The following is a 17,772-nucleotide window of genomic DNA, read 5'->3' as shown; positions in this document are numbered from 1 at the left end:
ATGACTGAGACTGCCGCATCCCCTGCCGTGCCCGCCAACGATCGCTCCGCCTACGGATACGGCGTGGCCACCATCGCCACCGGAAACGGCGAGGCAACCGTCCTGGACGTCTGGTTCCCGGCGCCGGCCTTGGGTGTGGCAGCGGACCGCCTCCGCGAGGTGGAAAACGCCGATCCCGTCCTCGCGGAGATCGCTGACGGTGGAGCCGACGCCGATCGCGGCACCGAGCAGCAGGTGGTCTTCGTCCAGATCAACCTCGACGAAGCCCCGGCCGACACCGCCGACGCCTACCTCCGCCTGCACCTCCTTTCACACCGCCTGGTCCAGCCCAACACCATCAACCTCGACGGGATCTTCGGCAAGCTCCCCAACGTGGTGTGGACCAACTTTGGCCCAGCCGCCGTCGAAGGCTTCGAACTCACCCGCGCTCGCCTGCGCCGCCGCGGCGCCGTGACCGTGTACGGCGTGGACAAGTTCCCGCGCATGGTGGATTACGTCGTGCCCGCAGGCGTCCGGATCGCCGACGCCGACAGGGTCCGGCTGGGAGCGCACCTGGCCGAGGGCACCACAGTGATGCATGAAGGCTTCGTCAACTTTAACGCCGGCACGCTGGGCACCTCCATGGTGGAAGGGCGCATCTCCGCAGGAGTCGTGACCGGCAACGGCAGTGACGTGGGCGGCGGCGCCTCCATCATGGGAACGCTTTCGGGCGGCGGCAAGGAAAAAATCACCATCGGCGAGCGGGTACTCCTCGGCGCCAACTCCGGCGTAGGCATCAGCATCGGCGACGACTCGGTGGTTGAAGCAGGCCTGTACGTCACTGCCGGCACCCGTGTCCGGGTCCTCGGACCCCAGGACGCCGACGGCGAAGACACCACCAAGGTGGTCAAAGCTGCGGAACTTTCCGGCGTCCCTAACTTGTTGTTCCGCCGCAACTCCACCAGCGGCGCCGTGGAAGTCCTCGCCCGCAAGGGCCAGACGGTAGAGCTGAACACCGCGCTGCACGCCAACTGATCTGCCCGTGGCCCGAAGACGCGGCCTGCGCCGCCTGATAGTCGCCCTGCTGACCCTCGCATTGGTGGCCGGTGGAATCTACGCCGCAGTGTTCTTCCTGCAGCGTTCCGAAACCCTCGTTTCGGAACGCTGCACGGCCACAGCCGGCGGCCGGACTGCCGAGTTGGCTACCGACCAGTCGTTCCACGCCGCCCTGATCTCCGCCGCCGCGGTCCAACGCGGATTACCGCCGCGGGCTGCCAGCATTGCCCTCGCCACCGCGATGCAGGAATCAAAGCTGCGGAACATTGGCCACGGCGACCAGGCTGGGCCGGATTCCCGGGGGCTCTTCCAGCAACGGCCTTCACAGGGCTGGGGCACTGAAGCCCAAGTGATGGATCCATACTACGCCACCAACGCGTTCTACGACGCCCTGGTGAAGCTTCCCGGCTACGAGACCATGGCCATCACGGACGCCGCCCAGGCAGTGCAGCGCTCGGCGTTCCCGCTGGCGTATGCCCAGCACGAGGACATGGCCCGCGCTTTCGCTTCCGCGTTGACCGGCCAGACGCCCGGAGCGCTCCAGTGCACCCTGCGCTCCGCAGATGCTGCCGGGGACCCCGCTGAGCTGACCGTCGAACTGGAGCGGGACTACGGCTCGCTCGGAGCCTCAACTGAGGGCCAGGCAGTGGTGGTCCCGGTCAGCGACGAACTCGCCTGGTCCGTGGCCCAGTGGGCTGTGGCCAGCGCCAACGATCTTGGCGTGGTGCGCGTAGACGTGGCGGGCCGCAGCTGGATCCGCGGCGATCAGGCCGGTTGGCAGGATGCGGCAGCGCCAAGCCCGGACGTCCGCATCACGTTGGCCAGCGCGCGAAGCTAAGCCACTTCAGACGAGGATCTCCACCACCGGCTGCACGTAGCTGCGGAACAATTCCGGTTGGCTCATCAACCCATGGCTCATGAGGATTTTGTCCGGCTCCAGGTACCAGGCCCGGTGCTCGTGCAGTGGCAGCTCAATGATGGTGAGGTTGAAGTCCCGAGCATCCCTGCCCACTTCCATCAGCCGGTCATCGACCAGGTCCGCCAGGAGCTGGTCAGTACCGGATGCGGACCGCTCCGCTTCCAGGGTGGCGTACTCGCTGCGTCGCTCCCGGGCCCACGTAAGGGCTGTCCCGAAATGGGCCTGCAAGACCCGCTGGAGTGCTGGTGAGTTGCCAAAGGCGGCAAAGTCTGGCGGCGTAAGTTCCGGCGCGGTCTGCGGATGGGCTTTGAGCAGCTGCTCCCACCAGGCTTCCCATTCCGTCTTCAACGCCGCGCGGCCGCCCACCTCTGCGGTGAGGTGGGTGTGGTCAGAGGGGCGGATCTTCGGTGCGGCGTGGGATAGCGCCGGGGAACCAGCACCGTCCAACCCTGCCATGTCCCTGACGTACAACGCGATGATCATTGGCCCCGACGTGTCAGTGCTGATCTGCCATCCCGAACCGCTTGCCTGGTGCATCCGACGTCCTTCCTGACACATTTGCCGGGCGTGGTGATCAGGTCCGGCACTCCCCCACCTATCAGTCTATTCCCGTAGGGATTCCGCGGTAGTGCTGGCGTCAGCCAAGTCCCGCCAGGTGCCGTTCCAAGATGTCGGTGCACATGGCCGCGGTCAGCCATTCCGGTTGCAGCAACGCATGCAGGCACAGTCCATCAAGGGTTGCCAAGAGCCGTTCGGCCTCCAGCACCAGCACATCGTCAGTTTGGTCTGCGGGGACCAGGCCGGCGATGACCTGTCCCACCACCACGGCAACCTCGCGATGACTCCGCACCGCAGTGGCTGCTAGGAACGGCTTGATCCGCGCGGCGTTCCGGAATGCAATCCAGGCGCACAGGTCCACCGCCCGCTCTTCGTCCAGGGGCAGCAACCGCCCCAACAGCGAAATGCTGGCGGCGCGTTGTTCCCGGCTGCTGGCTGCCGCCTGGACTACCGGCAGGGCCTCAGCCAACCTGGCCACTACGCGGTCAACAACGGCACCAAACGTGTAGTCGAGGAGCTCCTCGCTGCTGGCGAAGTAATGCCGCACCGACCCCACCGCAAGCCCCGCCTCGTCTGCTACTTCCCGCAGGGACGCCCGCTCCAGCCCATCAACGGCAATAATCCGCAGGACTGCTTCCACAACGTCGAGGCGGCGGGCATCTGCATCTACGAATTTTGGCACCCCTCTTATTTAGCACACATGTGCTCCCATTGATTCCAGCCCCGCCGAGGTGCCCGGCATCCGGAAGCCTGCGGCCGGTGCGGGCGCTGGTGGGATAGCGTTATCGCATGAAGATTCTGGTCACCGGAGGCACCGGTTACATTGGCTCGCACACAGTCCTTTCGCTCCAGGAAGCCGGGCATGACGTGGTGGTCATCGACAACCTGGTGAACTCAAGCGAGGAATCCCTCCGACGGGTCGCCGAACTCAGCGGCAAGACAACTGAGTTCCACCATGTCGATCTGGTGGACGAAGCCGCCGTCGAACGCGTCTTCGCCGGCAGCAGCATCGACGCCGTCATCCACTTTGCCGGGCTCAAGGCCGTAGGCGAGTCCGTCCGTGAACCGTTGCAGTACTACTACAACAACCTGGTGGGCACCCTGAACCTGCTGCGGGTGATGGACCGGCATGATGTGCGGTCCATCGTGTTCAGCTCCTCCGCGACTGTGTACGGCGAGCATAATCCCACGCCCTACATCGAGAAGATGGAGATTGGCGCCAACAACCCCTACGGCCGGACCAAAGAGCAAATCGAGGACATCCTCTCCGACCTGGGCGCTGCGGACTCGCGCTGGCACATAGCCCTGCTGCGCTACTTCAACCCGGTGGGCGCCCACCCTTCAGGGCGCATCGGCGAGGACCCGCAAGGCATCCCCAACAACTTGGTCCCCTTCATTGCGCAGGTGGCAGTGGGGCGGCGCGAGAAGCTGATGGTGTTTGGCGGCGACTACGACACCCCGGACGGAACCTGCCAGCGCGACTACATCCACGTGGTGGACCTGGCCGACGGCCACGTTGCTGCCCTCAATTATGTTGCGGACAAAGCCGGCGTGTTCCGCTGGAACCTAGGCTCCGGGAAAGGCTCATCGGTCCTCGAGGTGCTCAGGTCCTTTGAAAAGGCCGTCGGCGCACCCATCCCCTACGAGGTCACCGGCCGCCGGGCTGGCGACCTGCCCGCCTTCTGGGCCGACGCCTCCTCGGCCCTGGCCGACCTGAGCTGGGCCACCACCAAGACCGTGGACCAGATGTGCGAGGACCACTGGCGTTGGCAGAAGAACAACCCTCAGGGCTACGCCTCCTGAGCAGCCCAACTCCGGCAGACGACGACGGCACCGCACCTTTTTCGAAAAGGTGCGGTGCCGTCGTCGTACGTCAGCATAAGAGCCGGTGGGGGCTACTGGGCCGGGTAGTCCCGGGCAGGTTCTCCGGTGTAGAGCTGGCGCGGGCGGCCGATCTTGGTCATCGGGTCCTGCGTCATTTCGCGCCACTGGGCGATCCAGCCCGGCAGGCGACCGATGGCGAAGAGCACGGTGAACATCTTCTCGGGGAAGCCCATGGCCTTGTAGATCAGGCCCGTGTAGAAGTCCACGTTCGGGTAGAGCTTGCGCTCGATGAAGTAATCATCGTTGAGCGCCTTCTCTTCGAGCCGGAGGGCGATGTCCAACATTTCGTCGTTACCGCCGAGCTTGGAGAGGATCTCATGCGCCGTGTTTTTGACGATCTTGGCACGGGGGTCGTAGTTCTTGTAGACGCGGTGCCCAAAGCCCATGAGCCGGACGCCGTCTTCCTTGTTCTTGACCTTCTCCATGTAGTCCTCGGGCTTGGTGCCGTCGGCCTGGATCTGGCGGAGCATCTTCAGGACAGCCTCGTTGGCGCCGCCGTGTGCGGGGCCGGAGAGAGCGTGGATACCGGCGGAAACGGAGGCGAACAGGTTTGCGTCTGAGGAACCCACCAGGCGGACCGTGGAGGTGGAGCAGTTCTGCTCGTGGTCAGCGTGCAGGATCAGCAGCAGGTCAAGGGCCTTGACCACTACAGGGTCCATCTCGTACTGCTCGGCGGGCAGGCCGAAGCTCAGGCGGAGGAAGTTTTCCACCAGGTTGTGGGAGTTGTCCGGGTACAGCATGGGCTGGCCGATGGACTTCTTGTGCGCGTACGCGGCGATGACCGGCAGCTTGGCCATCAGGCGGATGGTGGACAGTTCCACCTGCTCCGCGTTCTTGGGGTCCAGGGAGTCCTGGTAGAACGTGGACAGTGCCGAAACGGCGGAGGACAGGACGGGCATGGGGTGCGCGTCGCGCGGGAAGCCGCTGAAGAAGCCCTTGAGCTCTTCGTGCAGCAGCGTGTGGTGGCGGATCTTCTGGTCGAACTCTTCGAGCTCGGTAGCCGTGGGAACGTTCCCGTAGATCAGCAGGTAGGACACCTCGAGGAAGCTGGAGTGTTGCGCCAACTGCTCGATGGGGTACCCGCGGTAGCGCAGGATGCCGGCATCGCCGTCGATGTAGGTGATGGCAGACTTTGTTGCTGCGGTGTTCATGAAGCCCGGGTCAAAGGTGACTGCGCCGGTCTGCTTCAGCAGCTTCGACACGTCGTAGCCTTCGTTTCCTTCAACAACCTGGATGCGGGGGAGCTTGAGCTCTCCGCCTGCGTGGTGCAGGGTGGCGCTGTTGGTCTCAGTCATGGAGTCCCCTTCATGAGGCTTCTGGGCCTCTGTCGAAAGCTGGATCCAACGTCAGGTGGGCCGCGTACCGGAACTGTAGAGACAGTTTCCAACACCCGGGCTGCCTTCTTGTAGAAAGCCACCATTGCCGGTCACTAAAGAAAATACCGCGCCAGAGCAGGCAGCCACTAATCCAAGTACCTGGGAGGGGCCCAAATTCGGCCCCAAAGTGGCGTCCCTCACGTTATTGTTACACGGCGTTGACTAACCTCGGTTGGTGAGCCGGGCTACGGCGGCGTCGATCCGTTCGTCAGTACCAGTCAGTGCCACCCGGACAAATCCGTTGCCTGCGTCGCCGTAGAAGACGCCAGGACCCACCACGATGCCCAGCTCGGTCAACCGGGCCACAGTAGCCCAGGTGTCCTCGCCGGCTGTCGACCAAAGGTACAGGCCGGCGTCGGAATCCCTGATCTCCAGGCCGAACCCGCGCAGGGCTGGCAAGAGCCGCTCACGACGCCCCCGGAAGAGGTCCTTCTGGGCCTCCACGTGCGCGTCATCGCCAAGTGCCACGCGCATGGCCTCCTGGACCGGGTACGGGACGATCATGCCAGCGTGCTTTCGGCTATTGACCAGGTTGGCCATGACGGCCGAATCGCCAGCAACAAAGGCTGCCCGGTAGCCGGCCACGTTGGACTGCTTGCTCAGCGAGTAGACCGCCAGCAGGCCATCGTTGGAGCCGCCATTGACCTGCGGATCGAGGACGCTAGGGACGCGCTTACCCCCTCGCTGGACATCCCATTCGCCCCAGCCCAGCTCTGCGTAGCACTCATCCGACGCCACCACGGCGCCCAGTTCGCGGGCCTGGGCCACCAGCGCACGCAACGAGTCCGCATCGCGGACGCTGCCCGTGGGGTTGCCGGGCGAATTCACCCAGATCAGGCGCACGCGGGCTCGGGTATCGGCGTCGAGCTCGTCAAGGTTGTCCGTGGCAACGGAGGTGGCGCCGGTGAGGGTGGCGCCGATGTCATAGGTGGGGTACGCCACCTTGGGGCGGACGACGACGTCTCCCGCACCTAGGCCCAGCAGGAGCGGCAGCCAGGCCACCAGTTCCTTCGACCCCACCGTGGGCATGACGTCCTGCGGGTCGAGCCCAGACACACCGCGACGGCGGGCAAACCAGGCCACAATGGCTTCCCGGAGGGCCAGCGTACCGTGCACCGTGGGGTAGCCGGGTGCGTCAGCCGCAGCGGTCAGGGCCTCCTGGACCACGGCCGGAGTGGGATCCACGGGCGTGCCGATCGACAGGTTGACGACGCCATCAGGGTGCTCGGCTGCCTTCGCGAGGTACGGTGCCAGCGCTTCCCACGGGTAGTCGGGAAGTGCCAGGCCGAAGGACTTGGTGTTCGCGGTCATACCCCGGCCCTAGTGGTCTTGGTTCTGCGGCGGCAGGGCCATGATGAAGGGGTGATCCTTGCCCGTGTTGCCAACCTTTGCGGCACCACCCGGGGAGCCAAGATCGTCAAAGAACTCGACGTTGGCCTTGTAATAGTCAGCCCACTCTTCGGGGGTGTCGTCCTCGTAGTAGATGGCCTCGACGGGGCAGACCGGCTCGCACGCACCGCAATCCACGCACTCATCAGGGTGGATGTACAGCGACCGCTCGCCCTCATAGATGCAGTCGACGGGGCATTCCTCAATGCACGCCTTGTCTTTGACATCTACACACGGCTGCGCGATTACGTACGTCACGTCCCTGGCCTCTCCACGTTGGTTCCGGCGAACCGCCGGGTAATGACGTCCGGCGGCTCTGGCCGAACGTTGATATCTGAGCCTATTATCTCCCGCCCCGATACAGCGAACCCAGCATGGCGCCCTGTGACGAACACCTAAACTGGTCAGGTGACTTTTCCCGACGCCAGCCCTGCCGGTTTCCTTGCCACCGTAGCCCCTGGAACCCGGGTTGTGGCCCGCTACCGGATAGTGGGTGGGCTCACGGACGCGCTGGGGGACGTGGTGAGGCACGACGCCGGTTCCGTCACCATCCGCACGCGGCAGGCCGACGTCGTCATTTCCTTGCATGACGTGGTGGCGGCCAAGACCGTGCCACCGGCGCCACTCCCCCGCCGCCCGCGCAGCTAGGCCCGGTCGCTTCTGCGCCGCCCGCGCTACCCCTCCGCACGCACGTCCCCCAAGCCCGCACCCTGTGCCGCCCTGCACATCCAGGCCCGCCCTCAGTGTGCACGGACTGCCCGTGCACACTCAGCTGGCACTTCGTTGTGCAGAGCGGCACACGGCGAGGGCCCGATGCACCATCCGGACGAACTCCGCAGGCTCTCCCAGCAACATTTCAAAGGTCACTCGAAGCGTGGGCACTCCCTTGACCACCGTGAGATTCCACCGCCGGCGATCTTCGCGGTACGCGGCCCTGCTGCTGTGAAAGGCGTAGCCGTCCGCTTCGACCCCCACGATGCCGTCGACAAGGAGGTCCACGTGACCCATGCCCCGGATGTTGACCTGCAGTTCCACCGTCAGGCCAGCTTCTTCCAGCAGATACCGTGCCATGGTCTCGATGATGGACTCGGATTGCGGCCGAATACGACCTACCAAAGCAAGAAGGGAGCGTTCGCGCGAAGCCGGGAAACTGTCACGCAGGTCTGAAAGCTGGACAAGCCCGCGCTTAACAGCTGACTCCGCAATGGTCAGGGCTTCCAGCGCGGGGAGGCAACGGAGCACCTGGCACACCATGTCCAGGTCCGTCAATGGCCCCGTGATCCGGTGGACCACGCAACCCGGGATGGAGCGGCCGTGATTGGCTGCCAGATGGGGCTTCTCAGCACCCCGCACCACCCAGAGCTCAGCAGCCTGGGCCGTCGTGACGCAGCCGGGAACCGCGTGATGGCGAGCTGCCTGGCGAAGGAGCGGATCGGCGTCGGGCAGTGCGTAGATGCCGCGCGCCAACCGGACAACAGAGCCGTCCAGCACCCCCGTTTCAATGCTGCGCCGGGCGATGCCGGCCTTCCGGAGAGTGGCGGTGGTGCCGACGCCGCCAGTGCTGGCCAAAAGTGCAGTGAGTGAGCGCATTTCTGCAGCATGCCGGGGATGAGCTGGCGTGGGCAGCCGCGCCGCTAGCTATGTGGACAACCCGCCGTGCGACCCGAAGGCCGGGCTCACTGTGCACGGACTGCCCCTGCACAGTGAACCCAAGGCTGGATGTGCAGATGGGTACAAAGAATGCCACCGGTAACAGGTACCGGTGGCATTCTTAGGGACTACAGCGGGCTGTTAGGCCTTGGCGCGTGCCCGGGTGGACTTGGCGCGTTCGTTGGCGTCCAGGATGAGCTTCCGGATACGGATGGACTCCGGGGTCACCTCAACGCACTCGTCTTCGCGAGCGAATTCCAAGGATTCTTCCAGAGTCAGGTTGCGCGGCGGCGTCATGTTCTCGAAGGTGTCCGAGGACGCTGCACGCATGTTGGTGAGCTGCTTTTCCCTGGTGATGTTCACGTCCATGTCGTCGGCGCGTGAGTTCTCGCCAACGATCATGCCTTCGTAGACCTCGGAGGTGGGCTGCACGAAGAATGACATGCGCTCCTGGAGCTTGATCATCGCGAACGGGGTGACCACGCCAGTGCGGTCGGCCACAATCGAGCCGTTGGTGCGGTACTCGATGGGGCCGGCCCACGGCTCGTAGCCCTCGGAGATGGAGGTGGCGATACCGGCGCCTCGGGTGTCCGTGAGGAACTTGGTGCGGAAACCGATCAGACCACGGGCCGGAACGATGAACTCCATGCGGCACCAGCCGGTGCCGTGGTTGGCCATGTTGGTCATGCGGCCCTTGCGGGCAGCCATCAGCTGGGTGACGGCACCGAGGTATTCTTCCGGCACGTCGATGGTCATGTGCTCCATCGGCTCGTGGATCTTGCCGTCAACGGTCTTGGTAACAACCTGCGGCTTGCCCACGGTCAGCTCGAAGCCTTCGCGGCGCATCTGCTCCACCAGGATGGCCAGCGCCAGCTCGCCACGGCCCTGGACTTCCCAAGCGTCGGGACGCTCGGTGGGGAGAACCTTGATGGAGACGTTACCGATCAGTTCCTTGTCCAGGCGATCCTTCACCTGGCGGGCCGTGACCTTGGCGCCCTTGACCCGGCCGGCAAGCGGCGAGGTGTTGATACCGATCGTCATGGAGATGGCGGGATCGTCAACGGTGATCAGCGGCAGCGGCTGCGGGTTCTCGGCGTCGGTCAGGGTCTCACCGATGGTGATTTCCTCGATACCGGCGACGGCGACAATCTCGCCGGGGCCGGCGGACTCGGCCGGGACGCGGTCCAAGGCTTTGGTGGCCAGCAGTTCGGTGATCTTGACGTTTTTGAGCTCACCGTTGGCGCGGGCCCACGCTACGGTCTGGCCCTTGCGCAGGGTGCCGTTGTAGATGCGCAGCAGTGCCAGGCGGCCCAGGAACGGGGAGGCGTCCAAGTTGGTGACGTGGGCCTGGAGGACGCCGTTCGGGTTGTACGTCGGGGCCGGAATGTGCTCGATGATGGTCTTGAACAGCGGCTCAAGGTCTTCGTTGTCCGGAGCGGAGCCGTCGGCGGGCTGGTCCAGTGAGGCGCGGCCCACCCTCGCTGCTGCGTAGACAACCGGAACTTCGAGGATCTTGTCCAGGTCAAGGTCAGGAACTTCGTCGGCGAGGTCAGAAGCCAGGCCCAGCAGGAGGTCCATGGACTCGTGCACGACTTCCTCGATGCGGGCATCGGGACGGTCGGTCTTGTTGACCAGCAGGATCACCGGCAGGTGCGCGGCGAGGGCCTTGCGGAGGACGAAGCGGGTCTGCGGCAGCGGACCTTCGGAAGCGTCAACAAGGAGGACGACGCCGTCGACCATGGACAGGCCGCGCTCAACCTCGCCACCGAAGTCGGCGTGGCCGGGGGTGTCAATGACGTTGATGGTGATGGTCTCGCCGTTGGAGGACGGACCGTTGTAGGCCACCGTGGTGTTCTTGGCCAGGATGGTGATGCCCTTTTCGCGTTCCAGGTCACCGGAGTCCATCACGCGGTCTTCGAGGTGGTTGTGCTCGGCAAAAGAGTTGGTCTGCTTGAGCATGGCGTCGACCAGAGTGGTCTTGCCGTGGTCAACGTGGGCCACGATCGCGACGTTGCGCAGGTCACTGCGTGATGCAGTGTTCAGCGCGGTGTTGGTGGTGGTTTCAGACATGCGTAATGACTCGATTCAGTGGGTCCGCTGTTTTATCGCGACATTTCCATCTGGAACGCACGAACGATTAGGCCCTTAGCACAGGGCGCCTACCACAAGTCTACCTGCAACAACATTTATTGGCCTAAATACGCCCCCGTCCAGCACCCGCCCGGCCCTTCCAGGACGCCATGCACGGGCACGCGGGACATCTGCCCATAAGCGATGGTGACCCTGACTGGCAAATCGGGCGTTCATGACTCATGATTGCTCTGACGACGAAAAACCCAGCCGGAGAACCTGATGCGTGAAGCTCTACCTCGGAACCGTTACGGCGCATCCGGAATCGCAGCCGTTGCGCTGTCGGCCCTGGTCCTGGTGGCTGGCTGCGGAGTCCCATCAGCAGTACCCGACACTCTGACCTCGGCGGTGCCTGTGGCTGCCACGGCTGCTCCCTCCGCGGCTGCACCTGCAGGTGCGCAGCAGGCCTCAGCAGCCAAGCCACAAGCAGCCGGCACCAAGGTGGTGAACCCCAACAACGGACGCACGGAAGAGGTGGTGCCTGACATCGCTAAGACGGTGCTTTTGATTGGCGACTCCCAGTCAGCACCCCAGGACGGCTGGCCGCGGCTTGGTCTGACCGCTGCGGGCTACCAGGTCTATTTCTGTGGCAAGGGCGGCACGGGTTACGCCTCGGCCAACGGCTCCACGGGGAACTACCTGGACGCATTGCGCCGTGGCGATTGGCTTCTTCCCGCCGGCACGCCAGCCATGATTGTCATCCAGGGCGGCGGCAATGACGCCGGCACCGGCGCCACCAACACTCAGATCACAACAAACGCCGATCGGCTGATCGCAGAACTGTCGGGCCGCTACCCCGGCACCAAGATCGCCATTATTGGAACTTTGGCCAAGGGCGCAGGCAACGGCGGTGGCCGGCGCACCGAAGTGGATACCCTGATGGGGACAGTGGCAGCTGCGCACAAGCTGACCTTTATCTCCACCGGCGACTGGCTGACCCGTTATGGGCTGACCAAGGACCTGGCCGACACCGTGCATATGAACGCTGCCGGAAAGCAAGCCTTGGGCACCATCCTGGAGCGCAAACTGCGCGAGTTGAAGCTCGAACGGCAGATTCCCTCCGACTCATCCAAGCTCCTGGCCCAGGGCGGCAGCCTCAAGGTCAGTCTGCCGCAGGAATAGTCACAGCTCATCACACGCACAAAGCGAAGAGCCGGAGTCCAGGTGGACTCCGGCTCTTCTCATTCGGTGCTTCAGTTGTCAGCGCTGCTTACTGAACGTCAGCGGCTACGCCACCTCGGGCGGAAGCATCAGCTTGGCACCCGGGATGGCGTTGAGCAACGCTCGGGTGTACTCCTGCTGCGGCGCCTCGAAGACACTGTCCGTGGAACCCGTCTCGACGAGGCGGCCCTTCTCCATGACGCAAACATGATCGGCGATCTGCCGGACCACTGCGAGGTCGTGGGTGATGAAGAGGTAGGTCAGGCCGAGGTTGGACTGCAGGTCCGCAAGCAGGTTAAGCACCTGCGCCTGGACCAGGACGTCCAGTGCGGAAACGGCCTCATCACAGATGATGACCTCAGGATCCAAGGCCAACGCACGGGCGATGGCCACACGCTGGCGCTGACCACCGGAAAGCTCATTCGGATACCGCTGCATGGCGGACTGCGGCAATGCCACCTGGTCCAGCAGTTCGCGTACCTTCTTCTCCCGGCTGGCGGAATCGCCGATCTTGTGCACCCGCAACGGCTCTTCAATGGTGCGGAAGATGTTGTACATAGGGTCCAAGGAGCCGTACGGGTCCTGGAAGATCGGCTGCACCCGACGACGGAACTTGAACAGCTCGCGGCCCTTCAGGCCATTGGTGTCCACCCCGTCGAACAAGATCTGACCATCCGTGGGCTTTTCAAGCTGGAGCACCATCTTGGCCACGGTGGACTTGCCGGAACCCGACTCCCCCACAATCGCCGTGGTGGTTCCCCGCTTGACGTCGAAGCTGACGCCATCCACTGCAGCGAAGTCGGTAGAGCCGAAGCCCTGGCGCAGCTTATAGACCTTGCGCAGGTCCTTGATTTGCAGGAAGGTGTCCCCAGCAGCCTTTTCCGCTGCAGGAACCAACAGTTCGTTGGATTCGACACCCTGTTCCTTGGCCACCTGGATGCGACGGCTCGCCAATGACGGCGCAGACTCCACCAGCCGCTTGGTGTACGGGTGCTGCGGGTTACGGAGGAGCTCCAGTGACGGACCTGCCTCCACCACCTGGCCCTGATACATCACTACCACCTTGTCCGCACGTTCAGCTGCCAAGCCCAGGTCGTGGGTGATCAGCAGCACGGAGGTGCCCAACTCGGTGGTCATGGTGTCCAGGTGATCGAGGATCTGCCGTTGGACCGTGACGTCCAGGGCGGACGTGGGCTCATCGGCAATCAGCAGCCGCGGCTGGCAGGAAAGGCCGATCGCGATCAACGCTCGCTGGCGCATGCCTCCGGAGAACTCGTGCGGGTACTGGTTGGCACGCCGCTTGGCGTCCGGCAAGCCTGCCTGCTGGAGCACCTTGGCGATATCGTCCGGCCCGCTGGGCTGGCCGTTGGCGCGCAGGGTCTCGCGAACCTGGTAGCCGATCTTCCACACCGGGTTCAGGTTGGACATGGGGTCCTGCGGAACCATGCCGATCGTGTTGCCGCGAAGCTCGATCATCCGCTTTTCGCTGGCCTGGGCAATATCTTCGCCGTCCAGCAGGATCTGTCCGCCGGAGACCTTGCCATTGCTGGGAAGCAGCCCGATCGCGGCCAGCGCCGTGGTGGATTTACCGGAACCGGACTCCCCCACAATGGCGACCGTCTCACCGGGCATGATGGTCAGGTGCGCATTGCGCACCGCTTTGACTTCGCCCCCACTGGTCTTGAACGTGATGGCAAGATCACGGATCTCGAGGATAGGGGTGGCACCGGTGGAGCTTGCCTCTCCGATATGGACGTCTGAAGTAGTCATCTCTTTATCTCTCATCGCTGACGGCTCTTCGGGTCAAGGGCATCGCGGACGGCATCGCCGAGCATAATGAAGCTCAGCACAGTGATCGATAGCGCAGCAGCTGGGTAGAGCAGGATTTCCGGGTTGGTCCGGAGAGAGGCCTTGGCCCCTGCCGAGATGTCGGCACCCCAGGACATGACGCCCTCAGGCAGTCCGATACCCAGGAACGACAGGGTGGCCTCAGCCACAATGAAGACGCCCAGCTCAAGCGTTGCCAGCACGATGATGGGTGCCAGCGCGTTCGGCAGAACGTGCCGGAGGAGAGCCTTGAACTTGGATACACCCAGGGCTTGAGCGGCCGTAACGAAGTCAGCGTTGCGGACCTCAATGACTGCACCGCGGGTAATCCGGGCCATTTGCGGCCATGCAAGCAGCGAAATAACCAGGACCACGGTCCAGACGCCGCGGTTTTCCCTGAAGAACGGCAGCTGGGTGATAACAAGGGCGCCAAGGATAAGCGGCAGCGCGAAGAAGATATCGCCGAGTCGGGCAAGGACTGAGTCCAGCCAGCCGCCATAATATCCCGCCAGCGCACCCAGGGTCACACCGATGATCAGCACACACACGACAGACAACAGCCCAACGGACAGCGACGCCGAAGTGCCGTGAATAACGCGGGAGTAGATGTCGCAGCCCTGGAAAGTGAACCCAAACGGGTGCTCCGCTGAGGGTGCGCCCTGCGAGTTTGCCAACTGGCAGTTGTCGTTGGGCGGAACGGACGTAAACAGCCCCGGAAACAAAGCGACAACGACCAGAGCAAGGATCATGATGGCGGAGATGATGAACAACGGTTGACGACGCAGCTTGCGCCAGGCGTCAGCCCAGAGGCTCAACGGAGCCTGATCCGTCTTGACCGCGTCCGTGGCCAACAGGGGTGTTTCGTCAAGGGGAGCCACAAAGTGGCTGTTATTACTGGTCATAGCGGATCCTCGGGTCAAGCCAGGCGTACAGAAGGTCAACGAGAAGGTTGGCTACCACAAAGACCAACACCAGCACGCTGACGATGGAGACGATAGTTGGACCTTCGCTACGCTGCACGGCCTGGAAGAGCTTGTTGCCCACGCCGGGAACATTGAAGATACCTTCCGTGACAATGGCCCCACCCATCAGTCCACCCAGGTTGGCACCCAGGTAGGTGACAACGGGAATCAGGGAGTTACGCAGGATGTGCGCAATGACCACGCGGGGACGGGACAGGCCTTTGGCAGTAGCGGTGCGGACATAGTCTGCATTCATGTTTTCACTGACTGAAGCACGGGTGAGGCGAAGCACGTACGCGAAGGAGACCAAACCGAGTACCACCGCGGGGAGCAGCAGACTGCCCCAATCCGCGTTGGCTCCAACGGTGGGTTTCACCCAGCCGAGTTGCACACCGAACACCAGCTGGAAAACGAAGCCGAGCACGAAGGTGGGAACGGCGATCACAACAAGCGAAACCACCAGGACGGTGGAGTCGAACCAGCCACCGCGGCGCAGGCCGGCGAAGACGCCAAAAGCCACACCGAAGATAGCCTGGATGGCCAATGCCTCAACCGCGAGCATCGCCGTCACGGGGAAGACCCGGGCGAGCCCTGCCGCAATGGGCTGGCCGGTGAAATCAACGCCAAGGTTGAAGGTAAAGAGGTTCTTCAGGAAGAGACCGTACTGGACCCAGAAGGGCTGGTCGAGGTTGTACTGTGCGCGCAGGGTGTCGATAACAGACTGCGGCGGCTGGCGCTCCCCGAAGAGAGCAGCGATGGGATCGCCGGGAAGGGCGAACACCATGTAATAGACCAAAAGGGTGGTGCCGATAAAGACAGGGATCACCTGAAGGAGTCGGCGCAGGATAAAACGGACCACAGGTTCACCAGCCTTCCGGGTGGGAAGCGAACAGGTTCATGCGTGCCTTCCTGCCGTACAGGCCAAAGGGGGCCCGGCGTTGACCGGACCCCCATTGTGCCAGCGGCAAGTTTAGTTCTGGTGACTACTTAGCCGTGATGTTGTAGTACAGGATGCTGCCATTCCAGCCGGTTTCGGCGGAGATGACGTTGTTGCTCCACACGATCGGACGAGCCTGATCCCAGAGCGGCAGGCCGGGGAGGTCTTCGAAGAGGACTTCCTGTGCCTGGTTGAACTTGTCGTTCGCTTCTTCGGTGGTCTTGGCGGCAAGGCCTTCCTTGAGGAGCTTGTCGAACTCGGGGTTCGAGTACTTCTCGTAGTTGGACGATGCACCAGTGGCCCAGACGGGTCCGAGGAAGTTGTAGAGGGACGGGTAGTCACCCTGCCAGCCGGCGCGGCTCAGGCCCGGGAGGGACTGGGACTTGCGGAGGTTCAGAACTTCAGCGAACTTCGCGAACGGCTGGATTTCGGCCTGGATGCCCAGGTTGTTCTTGAAACCGTTGGCTACGGCGTCAATCCATTCCTTGTTTCCACCATCGGTGTTCGAGGCGATCTGGAGGGGCTTGGAGCCGTCGTAGGGCTGGATCTTCTCAGCGTCGGCCCAGAGTTGCTTAGCCTTGTCAGCGTCGAACTTCAGGACTTCGCTGCCCTTGAGGTCACCCTTGAATCCGTCGATCACCGGCGGGGCGAAAGCCTTGGCCGGGGTGCGGGTGTTGTTGAAGACAACCTTGGCGATTTCCTCGCGGTTGATGGCGTAGGAAAGTGCCTGGCGACGGAGCTTTCCGGCTTCACCCTGGAAGTTCGGGTTGTAGCCCGGGATGTTCAGGGTTGAGTCGGTGGCGACCGGCTTGGTGGAGTTACGGTCCGGGAAATCGGTGACGTAGGTTGCCAAGGCGTTGGACGGCAGGACGTCAGTGATGTCCAGGTTGTCGCCCTGCAGGTCGGTGTATGCGGGGCCCGGATCGGTGTAGAACTTGAAGCTCACGCCGCCGTTCTTGGACTCGCGAGGACCGCTGTAGTCAGCGTTCTTGACCAAGGAGATGGACTGGTCGTGAACCCACGCGCCTTCCTTCTCCATCTTGTACGGACCGTTGCCAACCGGGTTTTCGCCGTAGGCCTTCGGGTCAGTCAAGGCGGCCGAGGGAAGCGGGAAGAACGCCGAGTAACCAAGGCGCAACGACCAGTCGGCCTCTGGCTGGGCGAGTTTCACCGTGATGGTGGAGTCATCCGTGGCGACCAGGCCGGACATGGTCTCTGCCTTCGGTGCCGGGGTGGACGTCTTCTTGCCGTCAGCGCCGGTCTGCGTGTCAACGGCCGAAACATCCTCGTAGCCCGCGATGGACTCGAAGAAGAAGCCGTTGTTCTGCAGGTTCTTGGAGTTGGCTGCGAAGTTCCAGGAATCAACGAACGTCTTGGCCGTGATCTCTTCACCGTTGGTGAACTTCTGGCCGGACTTGACCTTGATGGTCCAGTTCTGGGCATCGCTGGATTCGATGGAATCCGCGAGGGCGTTGACGGGTTTGCCGTCTGCGTCGTAGGTCCGAAGGCCTTCGAAGAGCAGTTCGACGACGCGCCCGCCGTACACCTCGTTGGTGTTGGCCGGGAGCAACGGGTTTTGTGGTTCGTTGCTGTACGCCGTGATGACCTTGTTGGGATCTCCGGTTGCGTCCCCGCCACCGTCATTGCTGCCGCCTCCGGTGCCGCAACTGGTCAGGGCAAGCGCGGCGATTGCCACGATGCCCAGTGCTTTGGAAGTGCGCGCAAAACGCATTCCGCCTCCTATGAGTTGTTGGAGATATCTAGGGGAAATTCCATGGTTCCCCGCAGGCTGGACACAGCTATCCGCTGTGATCTGGCCTACATATGTAAGTAGCCTAACCGCACGAAGTCCAAATACTGGTACTCCGTTGCTAAACCGTGACCGGAGTGTTTTAGCTCACTACCCGGCCACCTGAAGTTGTGCAAGTCACATGCTACTCGGCG

16 protein-coding genes are annotated in these 17,772 nt (G+C 63.3%); 5 read left to right on the top strand and 11 right to left on the bottom strand.

Annotated elements, in window-relative coordinates:
- Entirely contained in the window at positions 1 to 1,014 is a 1,014-nt protein-coding gene (gene dapD / locus PSET11_RS09215; protein ID WP_124091805.1) for a 2,3,4,5-tetrahydropyridine-2,6-dicarboxylate N-succinyltransferase, read from the top strand.
- 7 nt (positions 1,015 to 1,021) lie between these two features.
- Positions 1,022 to 1,873: a transglycosylase SLT domain-containing protein gene (locus PSET11_RS09210; protein WP_124091804.1), complete on the top strand. Its 852-nt coding sequence runs from the start codon at positions 1,022 to 1,024 to the stop codon at positions 1,871 to 1,873.
- Between the two features lie 6 nt (positions 1,874 to 1,879).
- Here PSET11_RS09210 and PSET11_RS09205 read toward each other — a convergent pair whose 3' ends face one another.
- Together PSET11_RS09205 and PSET11_RS09200 are read right to left on the bottom strand one after the other, a co-directional pair.
- Positions 1,880 to 2,491 (bottom strand): hypothetical protein, encoded by a 612-nt coding sequence (locus tag PSET11_RS09205; RefSeq protein ID WP_124091803.1) that lies wholly within the window; start codon positions 2,489 to 2,491, stop codon positions 1,880 to 1,882.
- Positions 2,492 to 2,591: 100 nt separating this feature from the next.
- On the bottom strand, positions 2,592 to 3,194 hold the full coding sequence (locus PSET11_RS09200; protein ID WP_124091802.1) for a TetR/AcrR family transcriptional regulator: 603 nt from the start codon (positions 3,192 to 3,194) through the stop codon (positions 2,592 to 2,594).
- Between the two features lie 107 nt (positions 3,195 to 3,301).
- Between PSET11_RS09200 and galE the strand changes: the two genes are divergently transcribed.
- Entirely contained in the window at positions 3,302 to 4,315 is a 1,014-nt protein-coding gene (gene galE / locus PSET11_RS09195; protein ID WP_124091801.1) for a UDP-glucose 4-epimerase GalE, read from the top strand.
- 92 nt (positions 4,316 to 4,407) lie between these two features.
- On the opposite strand, the gene PSET11_RS09190 is transcribed toward galE, so the two are convergent.
- From PSET11_RS09190 to fdxA, 3 genes are all read right to left on the bottom strand, one after another.
- Complete coding sequence (locus PSET11_RS09190) at positions 4,408 to 5,691, bottom strand: citrate synthase (protein WP_124091800.1); 1,284 nt, start codon at positions 5,689 to 5,691, stop codon at positions 4,408 to 4,410.
- 243 nt (positions 5,692 to 5,934) lie between these two features.
- The gene (gene dapC / locus PSET11_RS09185) at positions 5,935 to 7,083 is read right to left on the bottom strand and encodes a succinyldiaminopimelate transaminase (protein WP_124091799.1); all 1,149 of its coding nucleotides are present in this window, start codon (positions 7,081 to 7,083) and stop codon (positions 5,935 to 5,937) included.
- A 9-nt stretch (positions 7,084 to 7,092) separates the two neighbouring features.
- Positions 7,093 to 7,419, bottom strand: coding sequence for a ferredoxin (gene fdxA / locus PSET11_RS09180; RefSeq protein WP_124091798.1), 327 nt, complete (start codon positions 7,417 to 7,419; stop codon positions 7,093 to 7,095).
- Between the two features lie 150 nt (positions 7,420 to 7,569).
- Between fdxA and PSET11_RS09175 the strand changes: the two genes are divergently transcribed.
- Positions 7,570 to 7,809 carry a putative acetyltransferase gene (locus tag PSET11_RS09175; RefSeq protein WP_124091797.1) on the top strand — a complete coding sequence of 80 codons (240 nt, stop codon included), beginning with the start codon at positions 7,570 to 7,572 and terminating at the stop codon, positions 7,807 to 7,809.
- A 120-nt stretch (positions 7,810 to 7,929) separates the two neighbouring features.
- On the opposite strand, the gene PSET11_RS09170 is transcribed toward PSET11_RS09175, so the two are convergent.
- A complete protein-coding gene (locus PSET11_RS09170) occupies positions 7,930 to 8,751 on the bottom strand; it encodes a type IV toxin-antitoxin system AbiEi family antitoxin domain-containing protein (protein ID WP_124091796.1) in 822 nt (273 codons plus the stop codon).
- Positions 8,752 to 8,952: 201 nt separating this feature from the next.
- A complete protein-coding gene (gene typA, locus PSET11_RS09165) occupies positions 8,953 to 10,881 on the bottom strand; it encodes a translational GTPase TypA (RefSeq protein WP_124091795.1) in 1,929 nt (642 codons plus the stop codon).
- Positions 10,882 to 11,163: 282 nt separating this feature from the next.
- Here typA and PSET11_RS09160 point away from each other — a divergent pair, with 282 nt between their 5' ends.
- Positions 11,164 to 12,063, top strand: a complete 900-nt coding sequence (locus PSET11_RS09160; RefSeq protein WP_124091794.1) for an SGNH/GDSL hydrolase family protein — start codon at positions 11,164 to 11,166, stop codon at positions 12,061 to 12,063.
- A 105-nt stretch (positions 12,064 to 12,168) separates the two neighbouring features.
- On the opposite strand, the gene PSET11_RS09155 is transcribed toward PSET11_RS09160, so the two are convergent.
- From PSET11_RS09155 to PSET11_RS09140, 4 genes are all read right to left on the bottom strand, one after another.
- Entirely contained in the window at positions 12,169 to 13,872 is a 1,704-nt protein-coding gene (locus PSET11_RS09155) for a dipeptide ABC transporter ATP-binding protein (protein ID WP_124091793.1), read from the bottom strand.
- An 11-nt stretch (positions 13,873 to 13,883) separates the two neighbouring features.
- On the bottom strand, positions 13,884 to 14,831 hold the full coding sequence (locus PSET11_RS09150; RefSeq protein ID WP_124091792.1) for an ABC transporter permease: 948 nt from the start codon (positions 14,829 to 14,831) through the stop codon (positions 13,884 to 13,886).
- The gene (locus PSET11_RS09145; RefSeq protein ID WP_124091791.1) at positions 14,821 to 15,750 is read right to left on the bottom strand and encodes an ABC transporter permease; all 930 of its coding nucleotides are present in this window, start codon (positions 15,748 to 15,750) and stop codon (positions 14,821 to 14,823) included. Before PSET11_RS09145 ends, PSET11_RS09150 begins: the two co-directional genes overlap by 11 nt.
- A 124-nt stretch (positions 15,751 to 15,874) precedes the next feature.
- Complete coding sequence (locus PSET11_RS09140) at positions 15,875 to 17,560, bottom strand: peptide ABC transporter substrate-binding protein (RefSeq protein WP_124091790.1); 1,686 nt, start codon at positions 17,558 to 17,560, stop codon at positions 15,875 to 15,877.
- Positions 17,561 to 17,772 lie beyond the last annotated feature (212 nt).

The organism is Arthrobacter ulcerisalmonis, from assembly GCF_900609065.1.
Taxonomy (GTDB): Bacteria; Actinomycetota; Actinomycetes; order Actinomycetales; family Micrococcaceae; genus Arthrobacter; species Arthrobacter ulcerisalmonis.
Note: the sequence above shows the minus strand (reverse complement) of the source record. Positions and strands in the feature narration are given on the sequence as shown.